This window comes from Chryseobacterium sp. OV279 (assembly GCF_900128945.1).
Taxonomy (GTDB): domain Bacteria; phylum Bacteroidota; class Bacteroidia; order Flavobacteriales; family Weeksellaceae; genus Chryseobacterium.
In genome coordinates this window covers 612,558-632,226 of record NZ_FQUD01000001.1, presented here as the reverse complement: position 1 = coordinate 632,226, position 19,669 = coordinate 612,558, and the positions used below count along the sequence as shown (strand labels likewise).

The following is a 19,669-nucleotide window of genomic DNA, read 5'->3' as shown; positions in this document are numbered from 1 at the left end:
AAAATATCCGGCTTTTATCTTATAAAATGATTGTTTTTATTTAAAGTCTGCATCAGAAACAGGAGCATTTAAAACAACTTTAGTCGTTTTAATGGTCACTTTCTGGCCATTCCCATCAATATCTACTTCAGAAGGGAATTTTAATCCTTCTACTGTAGTATAATTCTTTACGATAACATTTCCCTGTCCTACCGTAGACTTATATAAAAGTCCTGTAGCAGCGTCAAAGTAAAATTTTCCTTTATCCGAAGATAATACGTTATAATCTTTAGCGTCTAGTTTTTCTACTGTAGCGGTCTGAAAGTTAGCAGCGTTAAAGCCTAAAGCCTCAACCGTTGTTCCTTTTTTCAGTTCAGCAATATTCTCGGCAGGGAAATCTGTTTTCTGTCCTCCTCTTTCTATATATCCTTTTTCACCGTCAAAAACCTGACTTACGGTTTGTCCCATGGCAGTTTGAACAGACTTGAATTTATTGCCCATTTTCGTGGTGCTCATGGTGATATCCATCCCCTGAACACTAAGACTGTTATCAATAACCGTAGATTTTACGGCTTCCAGTTTGGCCTTACCTCCTAAAGCTTTGAAATAATTGTCTATAACTTCTTTGGGTGTCAGTTTAGATTTCACGACTTCCGTCTTTGCGGGAGCTGCGCTGGTCTGCTGAGCTGCTGCCGGCACTGAAAACAATACGGCACAGAAAAACGGAATGATGATCTTTTTCATATGTATAATAAGTTTTAAAGTGTAAATATAGGAATTATGATCACAACAAATAAGCCAAAGAATACTTATCCCCGATACATTATAATACCTGTAAGAATACTTTAAGGTTTTTTAAGATAATGGGCCTGTGAAAAGATGATGTGGAAGAGAGTAACAGGGGGTGAAAATCGGGATTTTACTGAAAGGTAGAATTTCCTTTTGTACCTTTGAGTAACCATGTCAAGGTTTTGAACCTTGACATGGCTAACAGAACCACTCAAATCCGGATAGCCTCCAACTTTCTTACCCTCATTAAAGCAAAAAGCTCTTATCCTGCATTCAGGTTACGCAAGTAAAAACTCTTTTAAACCAGACATAAAAAAACCTCCGGTTTCCCAGAGGTTTTCAAATATTTATATCGAAATAAATTATTTCTTAAGTTCTTCTAAAAACTCGTCGTGAGAGATTTTAGTTTCTTTTTTTCCTCCTTTTTCAAGGATTACATCTTTCAGTTTAGCCATAGCTACTTCAGAAGAAATTTGTCTTACCTGCTCCTGGTCTTTCAACATCTCAACAGCGTATTTCTGGATTTCTTCGTCACCTAAGTGGTGAATTCCGTAGATCGCCAATTGGTTTTTCACCAACTGCTCAGCCTGTGCCAATACATCAGCATAGTCTAATTTGATCTCATTATCCGTCATTAATTTACCTTCAATGATCTGGTATCTTAACTGGCTTTTTTCTGATTCAAGAATTTCTTTAGCTTGCGCCTCAGACTGGATATTCTGGTTAGAGAATATTAACCATTTTACTAAGAAATTTTCAGGAAGTTTCACTTCTTCTTTTTCAGTAACCTGCTCCAATACTTTATTCACATAGTGAACGTCAGCATTTTGCTGGAAGTACTCATCCAATTCAGATTTTACTTTGTCTTTAAGCTCTTCTTCAGAGGTGATCGTTCCTTCTCCGTATACTTTGTCGAATAGATCCTGGTTCAGTTCAGCCAAGTTCAATGCATAGAAATCTTTTACTTTAACTTCTACTTCAGCATGGTGTAAGTGCTCAACTTCTTCTTTAGTGAATCCTAATTCTTTAGCTAATTCTTCGTCAGATGCAAGAGTTTCTTTAGATACTTTTACAGAACCGTCCATTTTCAAAGCTTTTACCAATTTGAAAGCTTCTTTGTTTTCAGCTGTAATGGTAGCATTCTTTGGGTGGTGGTGGTGCTCTCCTTCAGCATCTTCTTCTACAACCTGAGAAATCTCTAAAGCGATATAAGAATCTTTACCGATTTTATCCTGAGGAACCTGCTCCGCAAAACGTCTCTGCATGTTCTCAATGCTCTTCGTGATTTCTTTGTCAGAAGCCTCTACTTTATAATGAGGAGCTTCATATTTAGCTAAATCTATAGTGAATTCAGGCTCATATCCTACCTCGAAACCAACTTCAATTTGTTCAGCGTTGTAGTCCAATTGGTTTACTGGCTGAGGAACAGGCTGTCCAACTAATCTTAACTTGTTTTCGTTAACGTAGTTGTTCAATGCGTCAGAAACCTGTTTGTTGATTTCTTCGAATGCAATACCTGCTTCATATTGTTTTTTAACCATACTCAAAGGCACTTTCCCTTTTCTGAAACCAGGAACTTGCGCATTTTTAGCATAATTAATCAACTGCTTTTCTACTTTTTCTTTGTAGTCAGATTTTTCCAATGTCACTGTAAGTAATGCACTTACGTCATCATGGTTTTGTGCGGTAACCTTCATTATTGATTAAAATTTTAGGTTGCAAAAATATGAAAATTTTATGAGAATAACCTACTTCTAATCAATTCTTAGTCCTCAAATGTCTATAAATAAAAAACCACTGAATATATCAGTGGTTTTTTGTTTACAAGATTAAAGGATATATTAATTAATAATATTATAATTTGCCTGTGCGTCTGTTTCACCTCCTGTATGAGTTCCATAAATGACTCCGTTTCCACTTACTGCAGAAGCTTCAGAAACGGTTACCGGCTCGTGGAATAATGTAAGAACCAACTGGCTGGTTGCAGAAGGATTTTTTATAGCAGCATTTACTACCCATTTTGTTTTCAGTCCAACACGGTTTCCGTCTCCTCTTGTTGAGCTTGCATCATCTGTACGTGTTAAAGTAATATCAGAATTTGGAAAGTTATACACCAGAAAGTGTTCATCTTTAGCATCTTTAATTTCCTGAGTAGCATCTTCATTCCCATTTTTGAAAATTACTTCCACATTATAGGTATGACCGTTGATTAGTTTAACATTCGGGTTAGTCGTACTATTCACCTGATAATCATACACTGCAGGAACTCCCGTAGCCTCATCTGTTACTCTTAACAGAACATCTGACAGTTCTTCCTGAGGAAGGTCATCCGCTTCATCATCGCTTCTGTTACATGAAGTTAAACTGAAAGAAACTGTTAGGAATAAAAGTCCAAGAATAAGTGTAGTATTTTTAAAAGTATTTTTCATTTTTTTGATTTTAAGTAATTAAAATTGATATTTAAGAGTTAAAATAAAGTTTCTTCCCATCTCGCTGGAAAAGAAACGAAGCCTGTTCAGATAATCTCTGTAAGACGTATTAAATACATTCCGGACTGAAAAGTCAATTCCGAAATTTTTAGACAAATTCACCCCTGTCTGAAGGTTCCATAGCGAATATCCGTTTGGAGGGGTAGAAATATCCACTTCTTCATTATAAGCATTTCCATCTGAATCAAATAATCGGATGGGAACATTATAAATCGGAAATCTTGTTTGTTTCAAATAAGTATTGTTACTTACCGTAACATAAAAGTTCTTCCATTCTTTCTTGTTGAATTCCAATGAATTATTAAAATTAGGGGGCATCATCAGAATAAGCGGTACATCATGCGTTGTATCCTGCCCGTAAACATATGATCCGCTTCCTTTATAAGTAAGATTATCTGTAATATTAAGCTGAACATCAAGATCCACTCCATACATTTTCGCATTGATCTGCTGATAATTATAGACTACAAAAGCCCCTCCCCATTGGGTATTCTGGTATCCTGTAGGAATCTGATTGATGAAATTCTGTGTATAAAAGAAGTATGGGTTTACTGAAATATTCAATCCTTTTAAAACATTTGCTTTTACATCAGCAACTAAGTTAAACTGGTTTCCTGTTTCACTTTTCATTCTCATATCCCCTCTTTCAATAATAGCTGCAGAATGGTGAAGTCCGTCTGCAAAAAGCTCTGCAACATTGGGAGATCTTGAAACTCTGGCATAATTAAATTTCAGATCAAAATATTCTGATGGATGATAGACAATTCCTCCGTTTACCGAAATATTATTATAGCTTAAAGATGGGTTTGTCAGAATTCTGTTTTGGTTGGTTCTTACTACAAAATCTGAATAATCCGCTGCATACATTTTATTCCAGTCACTCAGATCATACCACTTTGTTACTTCATAACGGTCATAATCATATCTGCCTCCCAGCTCAAGATCCAAATGGGGTGTCATCTTATATTTAAATACAGAATAAATTCCTGCATAATATCTGTCATAATTTGGAACAAGACGTCTTGCCTCGGTCTGGGTATTGGAATAGTTGTTTTGATATCCTGCATTAATTCCTGTTTCAAGATTCCATTTCGCTCTTTCTATCAGATGATTAACACTCAGATCATTGGTTATCAGTTCAAGATCCAATGCCGGTTTTTTACTAAGTTCATCGGTACGTCTAATATCATATTCTTTTCTATGATTGTACTGGAAACTATAAGTCGCTGTAATTTTTCCAAAATTTTCAAACCTTTTGTAAGCAGAAACTTTAGCAATATGATGCTCGATTTCCTGTTTTGGATTATCAATATCATAACTAAAATCCCTTTGATAAATAGGTTCAGGTGCCGTAAGTGCATTACGCAGGTCTTCAGAGTTCCCTACATGAGAACTTCTGAGAATTCCTATCGTACTCTTCGTCAGATAATAATCAAAAGAAATACCTTTCTCAAATGTCATCTTCTGAACTCCAAAATTAAATCCGGAGCTCTCAAGACCTGTATTCATCAAGCCATAATCCGGAGCTTCAAGATCACCCAATTTTTTAAAACTTCCATTGGTTTTAACAGCCCAGCCATTATCCCAGGTTTTTGAGAGCTTTACATTAAGATCAGCGCCTCTTCCGTTTGAAATTCCGGAAAGAGATACACTTCCCATTATCGTATCTTTCTTAGGCAGGATCTGAGGCTGCAAAACAACCACTCCACCTACAGCTCCACCTCCATATTTCAGGGCAGATGCTCCTTTTATGACATCAATATGTTCAAAATTATTGACATCAACATTAGGTGCATGTTCTACACCCCACTCCTGTTCGGCCAGTTTTACCCCATCATTAAGAATAGAAACTCTACTACCATAAAGCCCATGAATAATAGGTTTGGTAATATTATTACCCGTTTTGAGAACATTAACACCTGAAATATTTGTTAATAGATTCCCCAGGTTTTCACTAACATTCCTTGAAATCATGGATTTGTCAATGGTTTTCACAACCATACTTCCATTGTTCTTATGGCTGCCGTGAACCGTAACCGTTTCAATATCTTTAATATGGTGCTCCAGGGTAATGACCAAGTGTACATCCTGAGTAACTGCTATATTTTCAGTATAATCATTACAATCAGGATGTTTGGCAATGAGTATATATTTCCCCGCAGGAATTTTATTAAACGTAAACTTACCCTTATTATCTGTTTTCGCAGTGAATCCGCCGATGTTCACCACTGCATTTTCCAGCATGGTTTTATCGTGAAAATCGTGAACGGTTCCTTCCACCGAGTAAGTCTTTTGTGCACTTATCAATGCCAGTCCGCAAAAGACCAACATCAGACTATATATCAATTTCATTGTCTATAGATTGATTGCGTACCGTTTCAGGTACATTTTTTTCGTAAAAAATTTGTTAAAAGGGTTTATTTTAATTGTAAAAAGTACAATGTAAAATGTAGGAATGACTGAGATGGTAAGTGATGAGATTTCAGATTTCAGACGTGAGATTAGAGACATGAGACTTTTGCCGTAATAAAGTTTCGGTGAGATTTGAATCAACAATTCAACTCTACACTCATATAATCTCAAATCGTCTAACTCGATAATCCCGAATCCGTTTACGAGAAATGATATTCCTACTTAAGATCTGCAGAGACTTCTGTCTTCCCTCTTCCATCTCAAGTCTTAAATACCGAACTCAAAACCCGCATTCCGAATCCCGAAAAACCCGAATCGAACCCATTCACAAGAAATAATATTCCATTTAAGAACCGCAGAGATTTCTGTCTTCCCTCTTCCATCTCCCAGCCTTAAACACCGAACTCAAAACCCGTATCCAGAATCCCCGAATCTCGCATCCCGAAATTCTCATCTATCAGCCATTAGCTTTAAACCCAAAGTACTGAACTTTAAAATCAATTAAAGCCCATAAAAATCTATGATTTATGAAACTGCGGGAGGCCCCCGAAGTTGAAAAGTAAATTTGGTCTGAGACCATATTTTTTCCTGAACGGCAATAACCTGTTTTACTTCATGCGAAAAATGATCGAATGTAAAACTGTACTCGTCCGGAACCAATGTATTTCCTGTCGCTAAGAAGTGACACGCCAGACAGTCGCCCGGCTTTTCTTTAGCTGAAGATTTAGCAATTGTATTTTCTGTCTTTTTAAAGTGGAAACTTTTAAAATAATCGACAGCATCGTGGTGGTGAAAACTTTGGGAAAACAGCGCAATGAAGTAGATCCCAAACAAAAGTTTGGAAATAAAATTCTTCAGATTTCTGCTTTCCTTAAAAATCATGCTTCAAAAGTATGAAAATAATTTAAGTTTTATTAAACACTGTATAAAAACTATTCGATATGTCGGTGAAAGTGATAGTTTGTTACAGGGAAGAGAATCAAGAATCAAGATGCCAGATTTCAGACATCAGATTTTAGACACGAGATGAGAGACATGAGACTTTTTACCTCCGAACTTTAGCATTAACAAGTTCGGGATACGTGTTTCGGGATGCGGGTTACGGGGTTCGAACCAGCAACTGTCAACCAGCAACCAACTACTCATCCACTCTCAAACCCTAAAACGTTCCCACTCTAAAACACTATAACACCCTAGCTCAACTGAGAACCCAAATGCTCCCATTCCTGAAGGGCAACTTCCAGTTCTTCTTTTGTTTTATTGTATTTTTCTAAAGTTTCTTCAGAAGGATTTTCTTTGGTGAATGAAGCTTCATATTTTTCAATTTCTGTTTCAAGCTCGGAAATTCTTTCTTCTACTTTCTTTAGTTTATTCTGAATATTTTTTTGCTCCTTGCTTACGATAGTTGATGATTTTTCTTCAACTTTCACTTCTTTTGGAACCGGTTTTGGCTCAATTTTGTCTTCGCTGTGAAGTTTTGCTTTTTCCGCGGAGATTTCTCTAAGGGTTTCCTTTTGTCTGTATTCAAGGTATTCTCCCACACTTCCAAGGAATTCCTTCATTCTTCCGTCACGGAATTCGTAGATTTTATCACAAAGTCCATCCAGGAATTCTCTGTCGTGAGAAATCACGATCAATGTTCCTTCAAAATTCTGTAGAGCCAGTTTGATAATTTCCTTAGACTGAATGTCAAGGTGGTTGGTAGGCTCATCCATGATCAGTGTGTTGAATGGACGAAGCAACAGTTTACAAAGTGCCAGACGGTTTCTTTCTCCTCCGGAAAGTACTTTTGTCTTTTTGGAAACAGCCTCACCCTGGAAAAGGAAAGATCCTAATAAGTCTCTTACCCTTGGTCTCGTTTCTTCGGTTGCTGCATCTTCAGCTTCTTCTAAAACGGTTTTATTCGGTGTCAGTACTTCTTCCTGATTTTGGGCGAAGTATCCGATGTTTACGTTGTGTCCTAAATTCCAGGTTCCTGTATGATCTTTAATATCTCCTGCAAGAATTTTCGCTAAAGTGGTTTTACCCTGTCCATTCTGTCCTAGAAGAGCAATTCTGTCTCCTCTCTGAACAATAAAATCTACATTATCAAAAATTTGTTTCTTTCCGTATGCTTTTCCTAAATTCTCCGCTTCAAAAATAACTTTTCCGGGAACCATAGACTGTACGAAACGGATGTTGAATTTTGAAACGTCTTCATTATCCACTTCAATACGCTCGATTTTATCCAGCTTTTTCATCAATGACTGTGCGAAAGATGCTTTGGTAGCACTCGCACGGAACTTATTGATATTGTCCTCCATCTGCTTGATCTCTGCATCCTGGTTCTTTTTTGCACCGATCAGTTTCTCACGGCGCTCTTCACGCATTACGAGATATTTGGAATAGTTGGCTTTGTAGTCGTCAACTTTTTTATTGTTAATGTCAAAGGTTCTGTTGCAGACAGCCGTCATAAACTGTTTATCGTGACTTACCAGAACAATGGCACCGGGATAATCTTTAAGGAAGTTTTCCAGCCAGATAATGGATTCCATATCCAGGTGGTTGGTAGGCTCATCGAGAAGCATGATGTCATTTTTCTGAAGCAGCAGTTTTGCCAGTTCAATTCTCATTCTCCACCCTCCTGAAAATTCATCGGTGATTTTTTGGAAATCATCAGCTTTAAAACCTAAACCGAACAATACTTTCTCCATATCGCCTTCAAGATTGTAAGCGTCATGGTTCATCAGAAGGTCATTCAGTTCTGTCATTTTATTGATCAGATCTGTGTAGGCATCACTTTCGTAGTCTGTTCTCACAGTCATCTGGTGATTCACCTCTTCCAGTTCGTTTTTCCACGCATTGATCTGCTCAAAAGCCTGCATGGTTTCTGCCCAGACCGTTCTTCCTTTTACGAAATCCAGATCCTGCTTCAGAAAACCGATGGTAGCACCTCCTTCGCGGACTACACTTCCTTCATAGAAATTAATTTCCCCGGAAAGCATTTTCAATAAAGTAGATTTCCCTGCTCCATTTTTCCCTACGAGACCTACTTTATCATCCTTTTTAATGGTGAAATTTGTATTTTGAAACAGATAGTTTCCTGAATGATGTAATCCTAAACCTTGAACCGAAAGCATTGTGTAAAATAAAAATTAGTGATGAATAATGAATTTTCGGGTGCAAAAGTACGGAAAAAGAAATGAATAGCCCAGAAATAAAAACGGACTGCCCCGGAGCACCGTTATTTGGGACCATAAAAGGGATGCCCTGCCAGACATCCCTTCGTAACCTAAATTTAAAACTGAAAAGTACTAACGTATTTATCTAATTCTGATCTGCCGTTACGGATCTCATTTCGATCGTACGGCTCCAGATATCATTATTGGGAACATTGGTTCCATACAGAAAATCTGCCACAAAGCTGTCTTCGGGAAGATGCAGCTCGGTAAGAAGTCTGGTATGAATGCCACGGTCTACGGATGTACTGCTGGGTACATTCAGACCGTTATTGATCAGCTCGGCTTCAATTTCCTCCACGGTTTTATTGTCCGACGGGTCTCTGTACATCCCGTAATTCGCTGAAATATGAGTATAGGCTGCCAAAGCTGAATAATCATACTTCGGTTTCAGATCCGGTGTGAGGCTTTCAACATAGGTTGAAAGGGCTTTATAAAAATCCGAAAGGAAGGTATCATCTGTAATTTCAAGACCTGATTGGCTAAGATCCGTATTAAATATTCCGGACACGGCATTATTGGTTTCCTCCAGCATGATGCGTCCATATACGAACGGAAGCGTGTTCAGCACAAGCTCTCTTGAAATATAAGCCTGCGAAAGGACCACTCCTTTCTCAATTTTAAAATCCGAAAGCAGTGCATCCCAGATTTTATTTCCTTCAGCATCGGTTTTCGCATTCCTTACATCTGAAACATAGTCATTAAGATCATTCACATTAATGAAATCAGTAGAAATATACACAGAATGTGCTGCCGGCAAGTAGCCTCCGCCTACATCAGCATGGGCTCCCGGAACAAAAACTTCTTTCCAGACGGAACCGGCTGTTTCGGTTTTGGTATCCTGCATATTTTTAGAGTTCTCAAAAAATCCGGTAAGCGGGAAAAAGAATCTGCATTCATTGACCGCACAAATATGCAGAGCATTTTCCACTTCCTGCGGCAGACCCATATCATAGGTATTGAAAGGTTTGGATTCAACCGTATCAAAAACGCCCAGAAACTTTATGGTAACATTTACTGATGGATATTTCGCGACAAGCTGGTTGCAGAATTCTCTTGCCAGCATGCTTCCTCTGCTGAATCCATAGACGTAAAACTGATACTCTATATTTTTATCAATCACAAGATTCTGCACAAAAGTATCTGCTTTCTGCAGTTTATCATCGGAAGAATAGCCCTGTGCATCCGGTGGATTGGCACATGTAGCCATGGCGAAATTACTGTCTTCACCTCCTGTAATTGTTCCTATTCCTTCGACATATATTTTATCGTTTCCGTTGAATAAATTGAATAATTTATAAACATTGGTGGGGGCCTCTTTATAACTTTCATTATTGGCTGAAGGTACTATGATGGCTTCCGTATTGATCCCGTTGTTTCCTGTTCCGTCAAAAAAAATTCCGACAGATATTATTGTATCTTTTTCCATCGCTGTGTTTTGCTTTAATTGTTAAAAGTTTTCCCAGACATCTTCATGATCTGATTCTGCTCTGAATTCCGTAAAAACTTATTTTTCAAATTAACGGAAGAAGGAAAAGCAATACTAGCGTGAAAAATACCAAATAAAAAATTCCGTATTTCTACGGAATCAGATTTTATCTAGAGAATATATATTGTTGACCACGGCGTAGATGACAATCCCTACTGTGTTCTTGGCTCCAATCTTTTCCAGGATCCGCTGGCGGTGACTTTCCACGGTCCGGGGGCTGATGAAAAGCTTCTCTCCGATCTCGTTATTGGTGTATTCCTGACAGATCAGTTTGACCACATCTTTTTCCCGTTCAGATAATTCGTCTTCCATTTCAAAAAGCGATTTCTTCTTGGCAGAGCTGTTCATGTAGGTAAATAACATCTGATGATCTTCGGCCGTAAAGAATACTCCGTTTTTATATACCATCGTAATGGCATCGATAAATGTTTTTCTGTCTGAATTTTTAGGAAGAAAAGCTGAAACGCCCAACTTAACCATATACCCCAAAATGGAAGTTTTGTAGTGGGAAGAAAGGATAATGATTCTTAGTTCAGGATATTTTTCTTTAAGAACTTCTACCAGCTCAAAGCCGTTCATAGGCTGCATCTGTACGTCTACCAATGCGATATGCGGAAAATCGTCTTCGGAAAGGCTTCCCAGTTTCTCAATGAAGTCAGGGCCGTTACTGGACGTAAGGCAGACGGAAATATTCTTTTCATTCGAAAGCAGCATTTTCACCCCTTCCAGGATCAGCTGTTCGTCATCAATTAAGGCTATTTTGATTTGGGAGTTCATTGTTTTTTGGAATTATAATGATTAAACGGGTTCCTTTATTTAAAGTACTTTTCCATTTATGGACGGCATTCATGGATTTTATTCTGGATTCGATGTTTTTGATTCCCATTCCTTTTTTCACGAGATCATAATCAAACCCCTGTCCGTTATCAGAGATAATCACTGCCATATTTTGAGGATAATCTTTGATATAAATCCAGAGATCCGTCGCTGTGGAATGTTTAATCACATTGGTCGTAAATTCCTGGATAATCCTGTACAGCTGTACTTCCACAAAGATATCTTTTTTCTCATATCCGGGCATTACCTGCATAGAGATATTGATCTTGTGCGAAAGGTTAGCAATCAGTTCTTCCACATACAGAACAAATCCCACCGATTCAAGATTGACAGGATATAATGAATGGGAAATACTGCGCGCTGCATCAATAAGGGATGACATCTGGTTGTAAATATTTTTTTTGATCACCTCATCACCTTTGGTATCAAGGTTATTCATCCACAGGGAAAGGATATTGAGACGGTTTCCGATATCATCATGAATCATGACGGCTATTCTTTTTCTCTCTTCTTCCTGTGCTTTGATGTTTTCCAGGACAAGTTTTTTCTGGTGAAGAACTTCAGCCTCATGCTGAACATTTTTCTCTTTAATGATCCGGCTGATAAAAGATCGGTACGCTATGAGAATAAAGGATACGATAACTGTTATGGTAACAATTATAAGGATCAGCAGGCTAATATTTAAGGTTACTTCTTTAATTTGATGAAGGTATATAAAAATGAACAGTATAAAATGCTTGACAGAATATTATTCACACTTAAAATAATATAATAGTCATTTTCTGACAGATTCGCGAGCTGGTGCTGAATAATAAAAATAAAGACCGACACGGAATAGTAGAAAAAAATACACGCATCTACGAGAAGAAAACGGTTCTGTGTAGACGCATCTTTGATCTCGCGGATCAGGGCAAACCCGGAAAGGCAGATGATCATAATATTGGAAATCACCTTGACAATATCACTGTTGAAAGGGTAATTGAATACATATTTCGACACCATAAATCCTGTGGCCAGCAATGCTGTAATCCCCAGAAAATATTTGGGAAGATCCAGTTTTCTGATAAACAGGGCTGTCACCAGGAAAAACTCTCCGGCTATGTACAGAGGATACAGAAATGAGGTATCGTTAAGATTGAACACATAAGGCAGAACGAGGTTCAGCAGTTCAATAAAAAAAAGAAAAGCAATACAGTGAAAATATTGCTTCTCTTTAGTATTCAGTATACGGTATTTTGCTGCTCCCAAAAGTATGATGGACAGAAGCAGACCATAGTTTAGGAATAGAATTGCTTTAAAAAAATCTGTCATTCCTATCTATACTACGTATTTAAGATCCAAGTTCTGGAATACGGCAGACAGGCGGACATGGTTTCGCCCAATCGTAGGTATTTGAAATAGTTTCTTCGCTTTCTCCTTCCTGAAGAAGCTCATGGAACGAAATGAAAATTACGGTTACCAGCATTCTCTGGTAAATATCATTCTGTCTAAGCCCAAATGAACATTTAATCCCAGCAACTTCCGGATACGGATGAGACAAATCTGCAATAGGAATATAAAATCTTTTAAAAATTCTCTGTCCTCCAAATTCTGTACACTCACGGAAGAACCATTCCATTCCTTCATTTCTCCAACGTTCAATAGCTTCTACAGCGATATCCTGATCAAGAATTGGTTGATTGGTTACAGGAAGGGTTGTGTTGGTATTATCATCAATTTTGGTAAGGTTACTGGAAAGAACCGCATTTTTCACAACGGTGAATTGTTTTGTTTCCTGCAGTCTCAGATCATGTTTAAGCGGTTTCAGCGTAGTGTACTGATATTCAACAACGCTTCTGTCAATAAATCCTTTTTCATCCAGAGGGACGAAGATCAGAACCATTTCGCCGTTGAATACACCTACCTGCGCACATGCATCTACGTACTTATTCTTTTCTTTAATTTTATCGAGCTGCTCTTTAGACAGATCAAAAACATAATTGGTTTGAATCAGCTGAGTGATCAGAAAATAATCTGACCGGTGCCTGTCCCATTCGGCGATCGCCAGTTTGTAATCGTTCTCGTTCATAATTTCATGGTTTATTTAGTCGCATAAAATTATATAAACTAAACCTACCGCACAAATAATCGTATCATAAATTTATTATTCGTAAAACAAATTTAATTTTAAACGCTTAAAATTAACAAAACAACATCATGCTGTTTGTGATATATGATTCTCGATACCGCACAGACAAGCCGATACAGCTATCAATAACCCGACAATCTTTTATGAAAACTGTTCATTATATTTCAAGATATTACAAAAATTGGAAACCTTCAGAAGGCAGACAAAAGAAAATTAGTAATTTCTCACCGTAATATGATAACAGCTCTGCTGTCTCTCTTTAATGTAATAAATTCTTCCTGCAGCTACATAGTACTTTAAAACTTTCTCCAATGCTGCTTCCATTTTCGGATTGTATTTCAGAACGTCATTGAACCGAATGTAAGAAATATCAAAAGAGTTTCCGTAATTGTGGGAGCTTATTCCCATTGAAGCGTTGGAATTTACCCGTCTCAGTCTGCACTGGTCTTCAAGCGTTCTGGTCATGGATGAGACAGTGAAAGTATGTCCTTTGGTTTCTTTGCTGAATCTGGACGCCATCTTTTCGAGCGTAGCTTTAGCTTTGGAAACCATATAAGCACGGCTGTAATCAAGTTTCTGAACACGGTAGCCTTTTCCGCTTTTTTTTATTTTATGAAATTTCCCGCTGTTAATATACTTCTGTACCGTTTTGGAATCTGTGAGCAATTTTACTCCGAAACTTTTTGAGGCATCCAGATGCGACTTGTAGAGTGCCGTTGGTTCCACTTTCAGTACCGTTGAAAGATCATAACAGGGAACTGCTTTTTTTGTTCCCTGCGAATAATAAAAGCTATACATAAAAGGCAAAAAAGCCACACAAAAATACTTTCTCATTAACCATGCTTTTAAATTACTAAACGAAAGATAAACATTTATGCTCTATCATTCAACCCCCACATAATGTCATCCCGGAAAAATTCCCAACAAACATTAAACCAAATTATTAAATCTTGAATTTTCAGTTAAAAAAAGTTAAAATATTTTTTCACTTTAACTTTCTATTTTAAAATTTAAATTTTACATTTGAGATACATTTAAATAATAAACAACATGATAAAAAAACTTTTCGCTGAATTTTTCGGCACATTTTGGCTTGTTTTCGGTGGCTGCGGAAGTGCAGTTTTTGCTGCCGGAGTTCCCGATATCGGAATTGGCCTGCTGGGCGTAGCTCTAGCGTTTGGTCTTACCGTTCTTACGATGGCTTATGCTGTCGGGCATATTTCTGGCGGACATTTCAATCCGGCAGTATCTTTCGGACTTTTAGCTGGAGGCAGATTCTCGGCAAAAGACCTTATTCCTTATGTGGTAGCGCAGTGTCTTGGAGCATTGGTAGCCGCAGGATGTCTTTACGTTATCCTTAACGGTTCCGGAGCAGTAGATTTTTCTAAACCGGGAGCTTTTGCCACCAATTTTTATGGCGAAGCAGTTTACAACGGAAAAGCGTTCAGCATGGGAGCCGCATTCCTTGCCGAATTTTTACTGACAGCCTTCTTCCTGATCGTAATCATGGGAGCTACAGACAAATGGGCTAACGGAAAGTTTGCAGGTATCGCTATCGGTCTTGCTTTAACATTGATTCACCTTATCTCTATTCCGATTACCAATACTTCGGTAAACCCGGCAAGATCGCTTTCACAGGCGGTATTCACCGGTGGGCTTGCGATGTCACAGCTTTGGCTGTTCTGGGTTGCTCCTATTGCGGGAGGAATCGTAGGAGGATTGATCTACAAGTTCTTACTTCAGAGAGATTCAACGGAAGTGGTTGCTGATTAATTAATACCAATCATTATAAAAAATATGGGCTGTCAATTTTTTGGCGGCCTATTTTTATGGGTGCGAGGTGCGGGTTTGAGGGTCGGAGAGTTTGAGGGTTTGAGAGTGTAAGAGTGGAGCGCTAGTTGCTAGTTGTCAGTTGTCAGTTGTCAGTAACTAGTTCGAATCTCGTAACCCGCATCCCTAAATTAAAATTTACTACAAAAAGTCTCAGCTCAAAAATCTTGATTCACCATTCACTTGCGAAGCAAAATTGACCATTGACTTATTAAAAATAGTCTGATGTCTGAAATCTACTTCACCTTCTTAATCTCAAAAGGATTTTTGAAAATAAGTTCTTCCTGTTTTCCTTTGATTTCCATTTTACGCTGCAGTAAGTTCAGGGCCATTTTCCGGATAAAAAGATCTTTGTCACTCAGTTTCCAGTAAGGATCTTCGTGTACTCTTTTTGGGCTGCGTATAAGGTAGAATTCCGTTTCCCAGGTATCGGCATTATGGTAGAACTCGATAATGCCACAGTGTTCCGGAATTATGCTATGCTCAACCATTCCCATTGGGAGCAGGAAACTGAAAGCATTACAGATATAATCTCCACAGGAAATCTTATCGTGTTTCAGAAACTTCTCTCCTGTTTCTTTATTGAGGTATGATTTTTTGAAATCGTTTTTAAAGTCACTTTTAGAAAGCTTGATCTCTATTTCATGACTGAAACCATCCGCATCTATGAACAGCATATCCGCTTCCCAGTCTGCCTGGAAATAATTCGTCAGTACAATTTCTTTTTCGAAATCGCAGTGGGAATGGATATAGGCATGAACCAATTCTTCTATTTTCAGCACGATATATTACTTTTTTTGCAGTTCAACAACACCATAATGCAGCCATATTCCAAAAAAACCTGTTTTGGTAAAATAAGTTTCATCTTTTCCGAATGCAACGGTAGTATCTGGCGGTGTCTGACAGATAAAAAAATGTCCACCATCAATACAATTGATTCTTCCTTGCTTATGCATATCTGTCAAGCCAAACTCTTTATATGCATCCTCGTCATTGGCCAGGTCAAATAAAAAACGCTTAACCGTGATTTTATCCTTGCCGCCATCTCTTTTTGAAGTCATAGACCAGCGAACCAGATCGGATTTTTCTTTATCTGCAACTTCCTTAGCATCAGCATCCTTTATTCTGGCAATCACCAGCGTACCAGTCGTTGTTAAACCTCCGTCGCTCTTCTTTTCATTGACCATATAAGTTCCGGACCAGATATCCTTTTCTGCTTTCTTTTGAGCAGACACCAAGCCGGATAATCCGATCAGCAGTAAAAATATAAATCCATTTTTTATAAGATCCATGATAAGAAGTTTTTATTTGATAATTAAGAAACCAATAAACTGCATCCGCGAATATCGGAGTGGTCTATTCTTCCCAGCACCTGAAATGTATCTCCCGGAAGCGTTTTACCTAAATCCTGCGTCGCAATAAAGCAGCATGAATGGATATTAGCCAAATCTATAATATTGATGGCTCCGGTTCTACCTTCCTGTTCGTAAGAAAATGGATCTTCTGCATTACGCACCAGTATTTTCATCCAGTTGGGACACTTATACTCGTTATTTCCCAATGAATAGGCCTGTGAAAGCAGTTCCGTCATGGAATATTCTGAGTAGATTCTGTCTGTTTTAAAACCATTCTGCAGAATTTTCAGAAGCTCATCTTTTGTCATTTCCTCTTTTCTTCCCTTCATTCCTCCGGTTTCAATAACGGTCAGATTTTGAGATCCTTCAATTGAAAAATCAAGAGACTCCACAGAATCCAGGAAATCTAAAAGAGCAAAAGATACCCCAAAAAGAATGACTTTTTTATCTTTCAAACGGTTTAGAAGTTCAAACAGTTCAGAATGATTATACAAAAAATAGCCGTTTTCAGGTTTTGCAGACTTCTTCATCAGATAGTCTACCATATAAATCAGGGAAGAATTCTGCTTCTCCAGATAGCTCGGAAGCAGACCCAGAAAAATAAAATCTTCCGGTTTTCCTATAAACTGTTCAAAACTTTTATAGATGCTTTCTTCATAAAGATCGGGAGCTGCAATGAAATGTTTCGAAAGATTCATCTGTGTGGTTCCTGAACTCTGAAAAAACAGATCTGTTGACTTATTCCTGTCCAGAATCTGGTGGTTTTTAAACATCTCTATCGGCAGGAAAGGAATCTTCTCCAGACTGTTGATTTCGTCCGCATTTATTTTCAGATAATCCACGAACTTTTTATATATCTCAACATTTTCGTACTGATAACGAAAAGCGGCCAACGAGGCATTCAGGAAATCCTGTTCTGTCTGTATGCTGAATATATTTTTCAATTTTCTAAGACTATTTTTAAGTTCATTATCAATTCATAATGAATGAATTACACAATAAAACCTATTTTTTTAATATTTTTTTAATGGAAGCATTACACTTTGGTAAACTTCTTGCAAGTACTTACCCGGAATATGGATTAAAAACAAGAGTGAGCTTCGGTTCATTCGAAAATTACCTCTCTCAGGGGTAATTTTTTTTTGTGCCGTCTTTATAGGTTTTCAGTTCAAAATCACTTTCAAAAACTCCGTACGTAAAATAAGAAATCCAGTCGCCCAGATTGATGTATTTTGCCTTCTGTTCCAGATCCAGCACCATCGGAAGGTGACGGTGGCCATAGATAAAGTAATCGATCTTCTGGCTCTTCAGTTTTTCTTTTGAATAGATGATCAGGAATTCTTTATCTTCTCCTAAAAACGCCTTATCCTCTTCTCCGGAGATCATTTTGTTTTTCTGTGAAAGATACAAAGCCACTTTCATCGCAATATCCGGGTGCAACCATTTGAAAAACCACTGCGCCAAAGGATTGGTGAACAGTTTCTTCATTCTTTTGTAGCCTTTATCACCGGGTCCGAGACCATCTCCATGAGCCAGCAAAAACTGCTTTCCGCCCATCTCAAAATATTGTTTCTGATAAAAAACAGTACATCCGATCTCTTCTTCCAGATAGTCTTTCATCCACAGGTCATGGTTTCCTACAAAGAAATAAATATGAATTCCCCTGTCTTTCAGTTCGGCTATTTTTCCGAGAACACGTACATATCCTTTTGGGATCACATGTTTCCATTCATGCCAGAAGTCAAAAAGGTCACCCATTAAAAACAAAACCTGAGCATCTTCTTTGATCTCGTCCATCCAGCGTATAAATTTCTCTTCACGCACTTTGCTCTCCTTAGGTGTAGGAGCTCCAAAATGTTGATCTGAAGCAAAATATACTTTTTTTCCAGGTTCTAAATTAATGATCGTTTTTAACACCGGTCTGAATTTTTATGGATAAATTACTGTTACTTATTATCTTCTGCGAACCATTCTCCATAAGAGTTTTCCGTTTCGTGAAGTTTAAGGTAGGCCAGAGAAACCTCAGCCGGAAGTTTTGATTTTATTTTTGCAGCAATAGCGTACAACATGTTCTCACAGGTAGGCTGAAAGCTGCAGTAGATTACTTTATGTCCTTTATTTTCAAGATCCTCCCCCAGTTCTTTATGGGGCGACAATGCATTCACAAGAACGGCATGGTCCCAAAGATCCACGATTTCAGATTTTACGATACTTTTAATATCCCCAAAATCCACTACCATTCCATTTTTGGAATTCTCCAAATCATTAATCACTTTTCCTTTCACCGTTACAAACAGTTTATAGGAGTGTCCGTGCATATTTTTACATTTCCCATCGTAGTTGTACAGCACATGGGCTGTCTCGAATGTGAAAATTTTTGTAATACGTATCATAGTGCAAAGATATGACAAAACATAATTATAAGTGGTCTATCCGGGCTGGAAAAACAAATTGTGAGCAGCGGCCCTAAAGTGAATCTTTTATTATTAAAAAAAGCACAAGTATGGACGCTTGTGCTTTTTTCACATTATAAATTTGTATCAGATATAAATTTATAATGTTTTGAATAGCTCGTTATTTTCTTTAAAGATATATTTATGATTAATAGTTACTCTGTATTATCTAAAATTAGCAAATATTTTTTTTCAGAATTATTTGTAATTGCATATACTACACTAGCTATTATTTCTTTATAAATTCCCAATAAAACGCTCTGCGGTATTCAGGTTTTGATTCTAAGATTAGTCTTAACTCCATATTAAGCTTTATAAACATTTTTTTTTCAAGTTGTGTTTCTACACATTTTGTAGTTAACTTCTCATTATTAAAGAGAAAACTTGATTTGATAGTAATATTTTCAATTATAGTACAATCTTCTAAAACATGTTTCTTTGATTCATTTTTAATCTTCCAAATTTTAGATTTTTCTTGCTTTGTTAGCGGAATTATTACTTTTTCTTCAAAGGATGCAGAATAAGATCCACAACTAGCTCTATAATATAACCCTGTTTTACTATTATAAGATTCTATTTTTGTTATAAAGCAATCTTTTTTCCTAACCTCTTCATAATTAAAATCTTCATATTCTTGTGATAGAGCAAGACATGGGAAAAATACAATGATTATTATTTTTTTCATAATTA

At 37.4% G+C, this 19,669-nt stretch carries 19 protein-coding genes; 1 reads left to right on the top strand and 18 read right to left on the bottom strand.

Going from position 1 to position 19,669, the window contains the following annotated elements:
• Positions 1-36: 36 nt before the first annotated feature.
• From BUA72_RS02705 to BUA72_RS02650, 12 genes are all read right to left on the bottom strand, one after another.
• Complete coding sequence (locus BUA72_RS02705; RefSeq protein WP_072921717.1) at positions 37-723, bottom strand: hypothetical protein; 687 nt, start codon at positions 721-723, stop codon at positions 37-39.
• Between the two features lie 407 nt (positions 724-1,130).
• Positions 1,131-2,465 carry a trigger factor gene (locus tag BUA72_RS02700; RefSeq protein ID WP_047450227.1) on the bottom strand — a complete coding sequence of 445 codons (1,335 nt, stop codon included), beginning with the start codon at positions 2,463-2,465 and terminating at the stop codon, positions 1,131-1,133.
• Positions 2,466-2,609: 144 nt separating this feature from the next.
• A complete protein-coding gene (locus tag BUA72_RS02695; RefSeq protein ID WP_072921716.1) occupies positions 2,610-3,197 on the bottom strand; it encodes a hypothetical protein in 588 nt (195 codons plus the stop codon).
• An 18-nt stretch (positions 3,198-3,215) separates the two neighbouring features.
• Positions 3,216-5,609, bottom strand: coding sequence for a TonB-dependent receptor (locus tag BUA72_RS02690; protein ID WP_072921715.1), 2,394 nt, complete (start codon positions 5,607-5,609; stop codon positions 3,216-3,218).
• 585 nt (positions 5,610-6,194) lie between these two features.
• A complete protein-coding gene (locus BUA72_RS02685) occupies positions 6,195-6,551 on the bottom strand; it encodes a hypothetical protein (RefSeq protein WP_034731487.1) in 357 nt (118 codons plus the stop codon).
• Positions 6,552-6,862: 311 nt separating this feature from the next.
• Positions 6,863-8,788: an ABC-F family ATP-binding cassette domain-containing protein gene (locus BUA72_RS02680; RefSeq protein WP_072921714.1), complete on the bottom strand. Its 1,926-nt coding sequence runs from the start codon at positions 8,786-8,788 to the stop codon at positions 6,863-6,865.
• 187 nt (positions 8,789-8,975) lie between these two features.
• Positions 8,976-10,316, bottom strand: coding sequence for a T6SS phospholipase effector Tle1-like catalytic domain-containing protein (locus tag BUA72_RS02675; protein WP_072921713.1), 1,341 nt, complete (start codon positions 10,314-10,316; stop codon positions 8,976-8,978).
• A gap of 159 nt (positions 10,317-10,475) precedes the next feature.
• A complete protein-coding gene (locus tag BUA72_RS02670) occupies positions 10,476-11,153 on the bottom strand; it encodes a response regulator transcription factor (protein ID WP_072921712.1) in 678 nt (225 codons plus the stop codon).
• Positions 11,122-11,700, bottom strand: a complete 579-nt coding sequence (locus tag BUA72_RS02665) for a sensor histidine kinase (RefSeq protein WP_228407830.1) — start codon at positions 11,698-11,700, stop codon at positions 11,122-11,124. The genes BUA72_RS02670 and BUA72_RS02665 overlap by 32 nt, the downstream gene beginning before the upstream one ends.
• Before the next feature lie 200 nt (positions 11,701-11,900).
• A complete protein-coding gene (locus BUA72_RS02660; RefSeq protein ID WP_047450248.1) occupies positions 11,901-12,524 on the bottom strand; it encodes a hypothetical protein in 624 nt (207 codons plus the stop codon).
• A gap of 19 nt (positions 12,525-12,543) precedes the next feature.
• Entirely contained in the window at positions 12,544-13,281 is a 738-nt protein-coding gene (locus tag BUA72_RS02655) for a hypothetical protein (RefSeq protein WP_072921710.1), read from the bottom strand.
• A 273-nt stretch (positions 13,282-13,554) separates the two neighbouring features.
• Positions 13,555-14,175: a DUF5715 family protein gene (locus tag BUA72_RS02650; protein ID WP_034731444.1), complete on the bottom strand. Its 621-nt coding sequence runs from the start codon at positions 14,173-14,175 to the stop codon at positions 13,555-13,557.
• A 219-nt stretch (positions 14,176-14,394) separates the two neighbouring features.
• On the opposite strand from BUA72_RS02650, the gene aqpZ reads away from it, so the two are divergent.
• The gene (gene aqpZ / locus BUA72_RS02645; RefSeq protein WP_034731472.1) at positions 14,395-15,114 is read left to right on the top strand and encodes an aquaporin Z; all 720 of its coding nucleotides are present in this window, start codon (positions 14,395-14,397) and stop codon (positions 15,112-15,114) included.
• Positions 15,115-15,407: 293 nt separating this feature from the next.
• Here aqpZ and BUA72_RS02640 read toward each other — a convergent pair whose 3' ends face one another.
• The 6 genes from BUA72_RS02640 to BUA72_RS02615 all read right to left on the bottom strand — a co-directional run bounded on the left by BUA72_RS02640 (position 15,408) and on the right by BUA72_RS02615 (position 19,664).
• Positions 15,408-15,953, bottom strand: a complete 546-nt coding sequence (locus BUA72_RS02640) for a hypothetical protein (RefSeq protein ID WP_072921709.1) — start codon at positions 15,951-15,953, stop codon at positions 15,408-15,410.
• Between the two features lie 6 nt (positions 15,954-15,959).
• On the bottom strand, positions 15,960-16,463 hold the full coding sequence (locus BUA72_RS02635) for a hypothetical protein (RefSeq protein WP_072921708.1): 504 nt from the start codon (positions 16,461-16,463) through the stop codon (positions 15,960-15,962).
• 23 nt (positions 16,464-16,486) lie between these two features.
• Positions 16,487-17,470, bottom strand: a complete 984-nt coding sequence (locus BUA72_RS02630) for a LuxE/PaaK family acyltransferase (protein WP_072921707.1) — start codon at positions 17,468-17,470, stop codon at positions 16,487-16,489.
• A 181-nt stretch (positions 17,471-17,651) separates the two neighbouring features.
• Complete coding sequence (locus tag BUA72_RS02625) at positions 17,652-18,443, bottom strand: UDP-2,3-diacylglucosamine diphosphatase (protein WP_083544109.1); 792 nt, start codon at positions 18,441-18,443, stop codon at positions 17,652-17,654.
• Positions 18,444-18,472: 29 nt separating this feature from the next.
• On the bottom strand, positions 18,473-18,919 hold the full coding sequence (gene queD / locus BUA72_RS02620) for a 6-carboxytetrahydropterin synthase QueD (protein WP_034731429.1): 447 nt from the start codon (positions 18,917-18,919) through the stop codon (positions 18,473-18,475).
• A 289-nt stretch (positions 18,920-19,208) separates the two neighbouring features.
• Positions 19,209-19,664, bottom strand: a complete 456-nt coding sequence (locus BUA72_RS02615) for a hypothetical protein (protein ID WP_072921706.1) — start codon at positions 19,662-19,664, stop codon at positions 19,209-19,211.
• Positions 19,665-19,669: the final 5 nt, after the last annotated feature.

What these genes read in the sequence shown, in the direction of transcription:
- BUA72_RS02650 (WP_034731444.1), bottom strand. Translation starts at nt 14,175, where the DNA reads ATGAGAAAGTATTTTTGTGTGGCTTTTTTGCCTTTTATGTATAGCTTT.
- BUA72_RS02660 (WP_047450248.1), bottom strand. Translation starts at nt 12,524, where the DNA reads ATGACAGATTTTTTTAAAGCAATTCTATTCCTAAACTATGGTCTGCTT.
- BUA72_RS02665 (WP_228407830.1), bottom strand. Translation starts at nt 11,700, where the DNA reads ATGATTCATGATGATATCGGAAACCGTCTCAATATCCTTTCCCTGTGG.
- BUA72_RS02700 (WP_047450227.1), bottom strand. Translation starts at nt 2,465, where the DNA reads ATGAAGGTTACCGCACAAAACCATGATGACGTAAGTGCATTACTTACA.
- BUA72_RS02680 (WP_072921714.1), bottom strand. Translation starts at nt 8,788, where the DNA reads ATGCTTTCGGTTCAAGGTTTAGGATTACATCATTCAGGAAACTATCTG.
- queD (WP_034731429.1), bottom strand. Translation starts at nt 18,919, where the DNA reads ATGATACGTATTACAAAAATTTTCACATTCGAGACAGCCCATGTGCTG.
- BUA72_RS02675 (WP_072921713.1), bottom strand. Translation starts at nt 10,316, where the DNA reads ATGGAAAAAGATACAATAATATCTGTCGGAATTTTTTTTGACGGAACA.
- BUA72_RS02670 (WP_072921712.1), bottom strand. Translation starts at nt 11,153, where the DNA reads ATGAACTCCCAAATCAAAATAGCCTTAATTGATGACGAACAGCTGATC.
- BUA72_RS02685 (WP_034731487.1), bottom strand. Translation starts at nt 6,551, where the DNA reads ATGATTTTTAAGGAAAGCAGAAATCTGAAGAATTTTATTTCCAAACTT.
- BUA72_RS02615 (WP_072921706.1), bottom strand. Translation starts at nt 19,664, where the DNA reads ATGAAAAAAATAATAATCATTGTATTTTTCCCATGTCTTGCTCTATCA.
- BUA72_RS02655 (WP_072921710.1), bottom strand. Translation starts at nt 13,281, where the DNA reads ATGAACGAGAACGATTACAAACTGGCGATCGCCGAATGGGACAGGCAC.
- BUA72_RS02690 (WP_072921715.1), bottom strand. Translation starts at nt 5,609, where the DNA reads ATGAAATTGATATATAGTCTGATGTTGGTCTTTTGCGGACTGGCATTG.
- BUA72_RS02705 (WP_072921717.1), bottom strand. Translation starts at nt 723, where the DNA reads ATGAAAAAGATCATCATTCCGTTTTTCTGTGCCGTATTGTTTTCAGTG.
- BUA72_RS02635 (WP_072921708.1), bottom strand. Translation starts at nt 16,463, where the DNA reads ATGGATCTTATAAAAAATGGATTTATATTTTTACTGCTGATCGGATTA.
- BUA72_RS02695 (WP_072921716.1), bottom strand. Translation starts at nt 3,197, where the DNA reads ATGAAAAATACTTTTAAAAATACTACACTTATTCTTGGACTTTTATTC.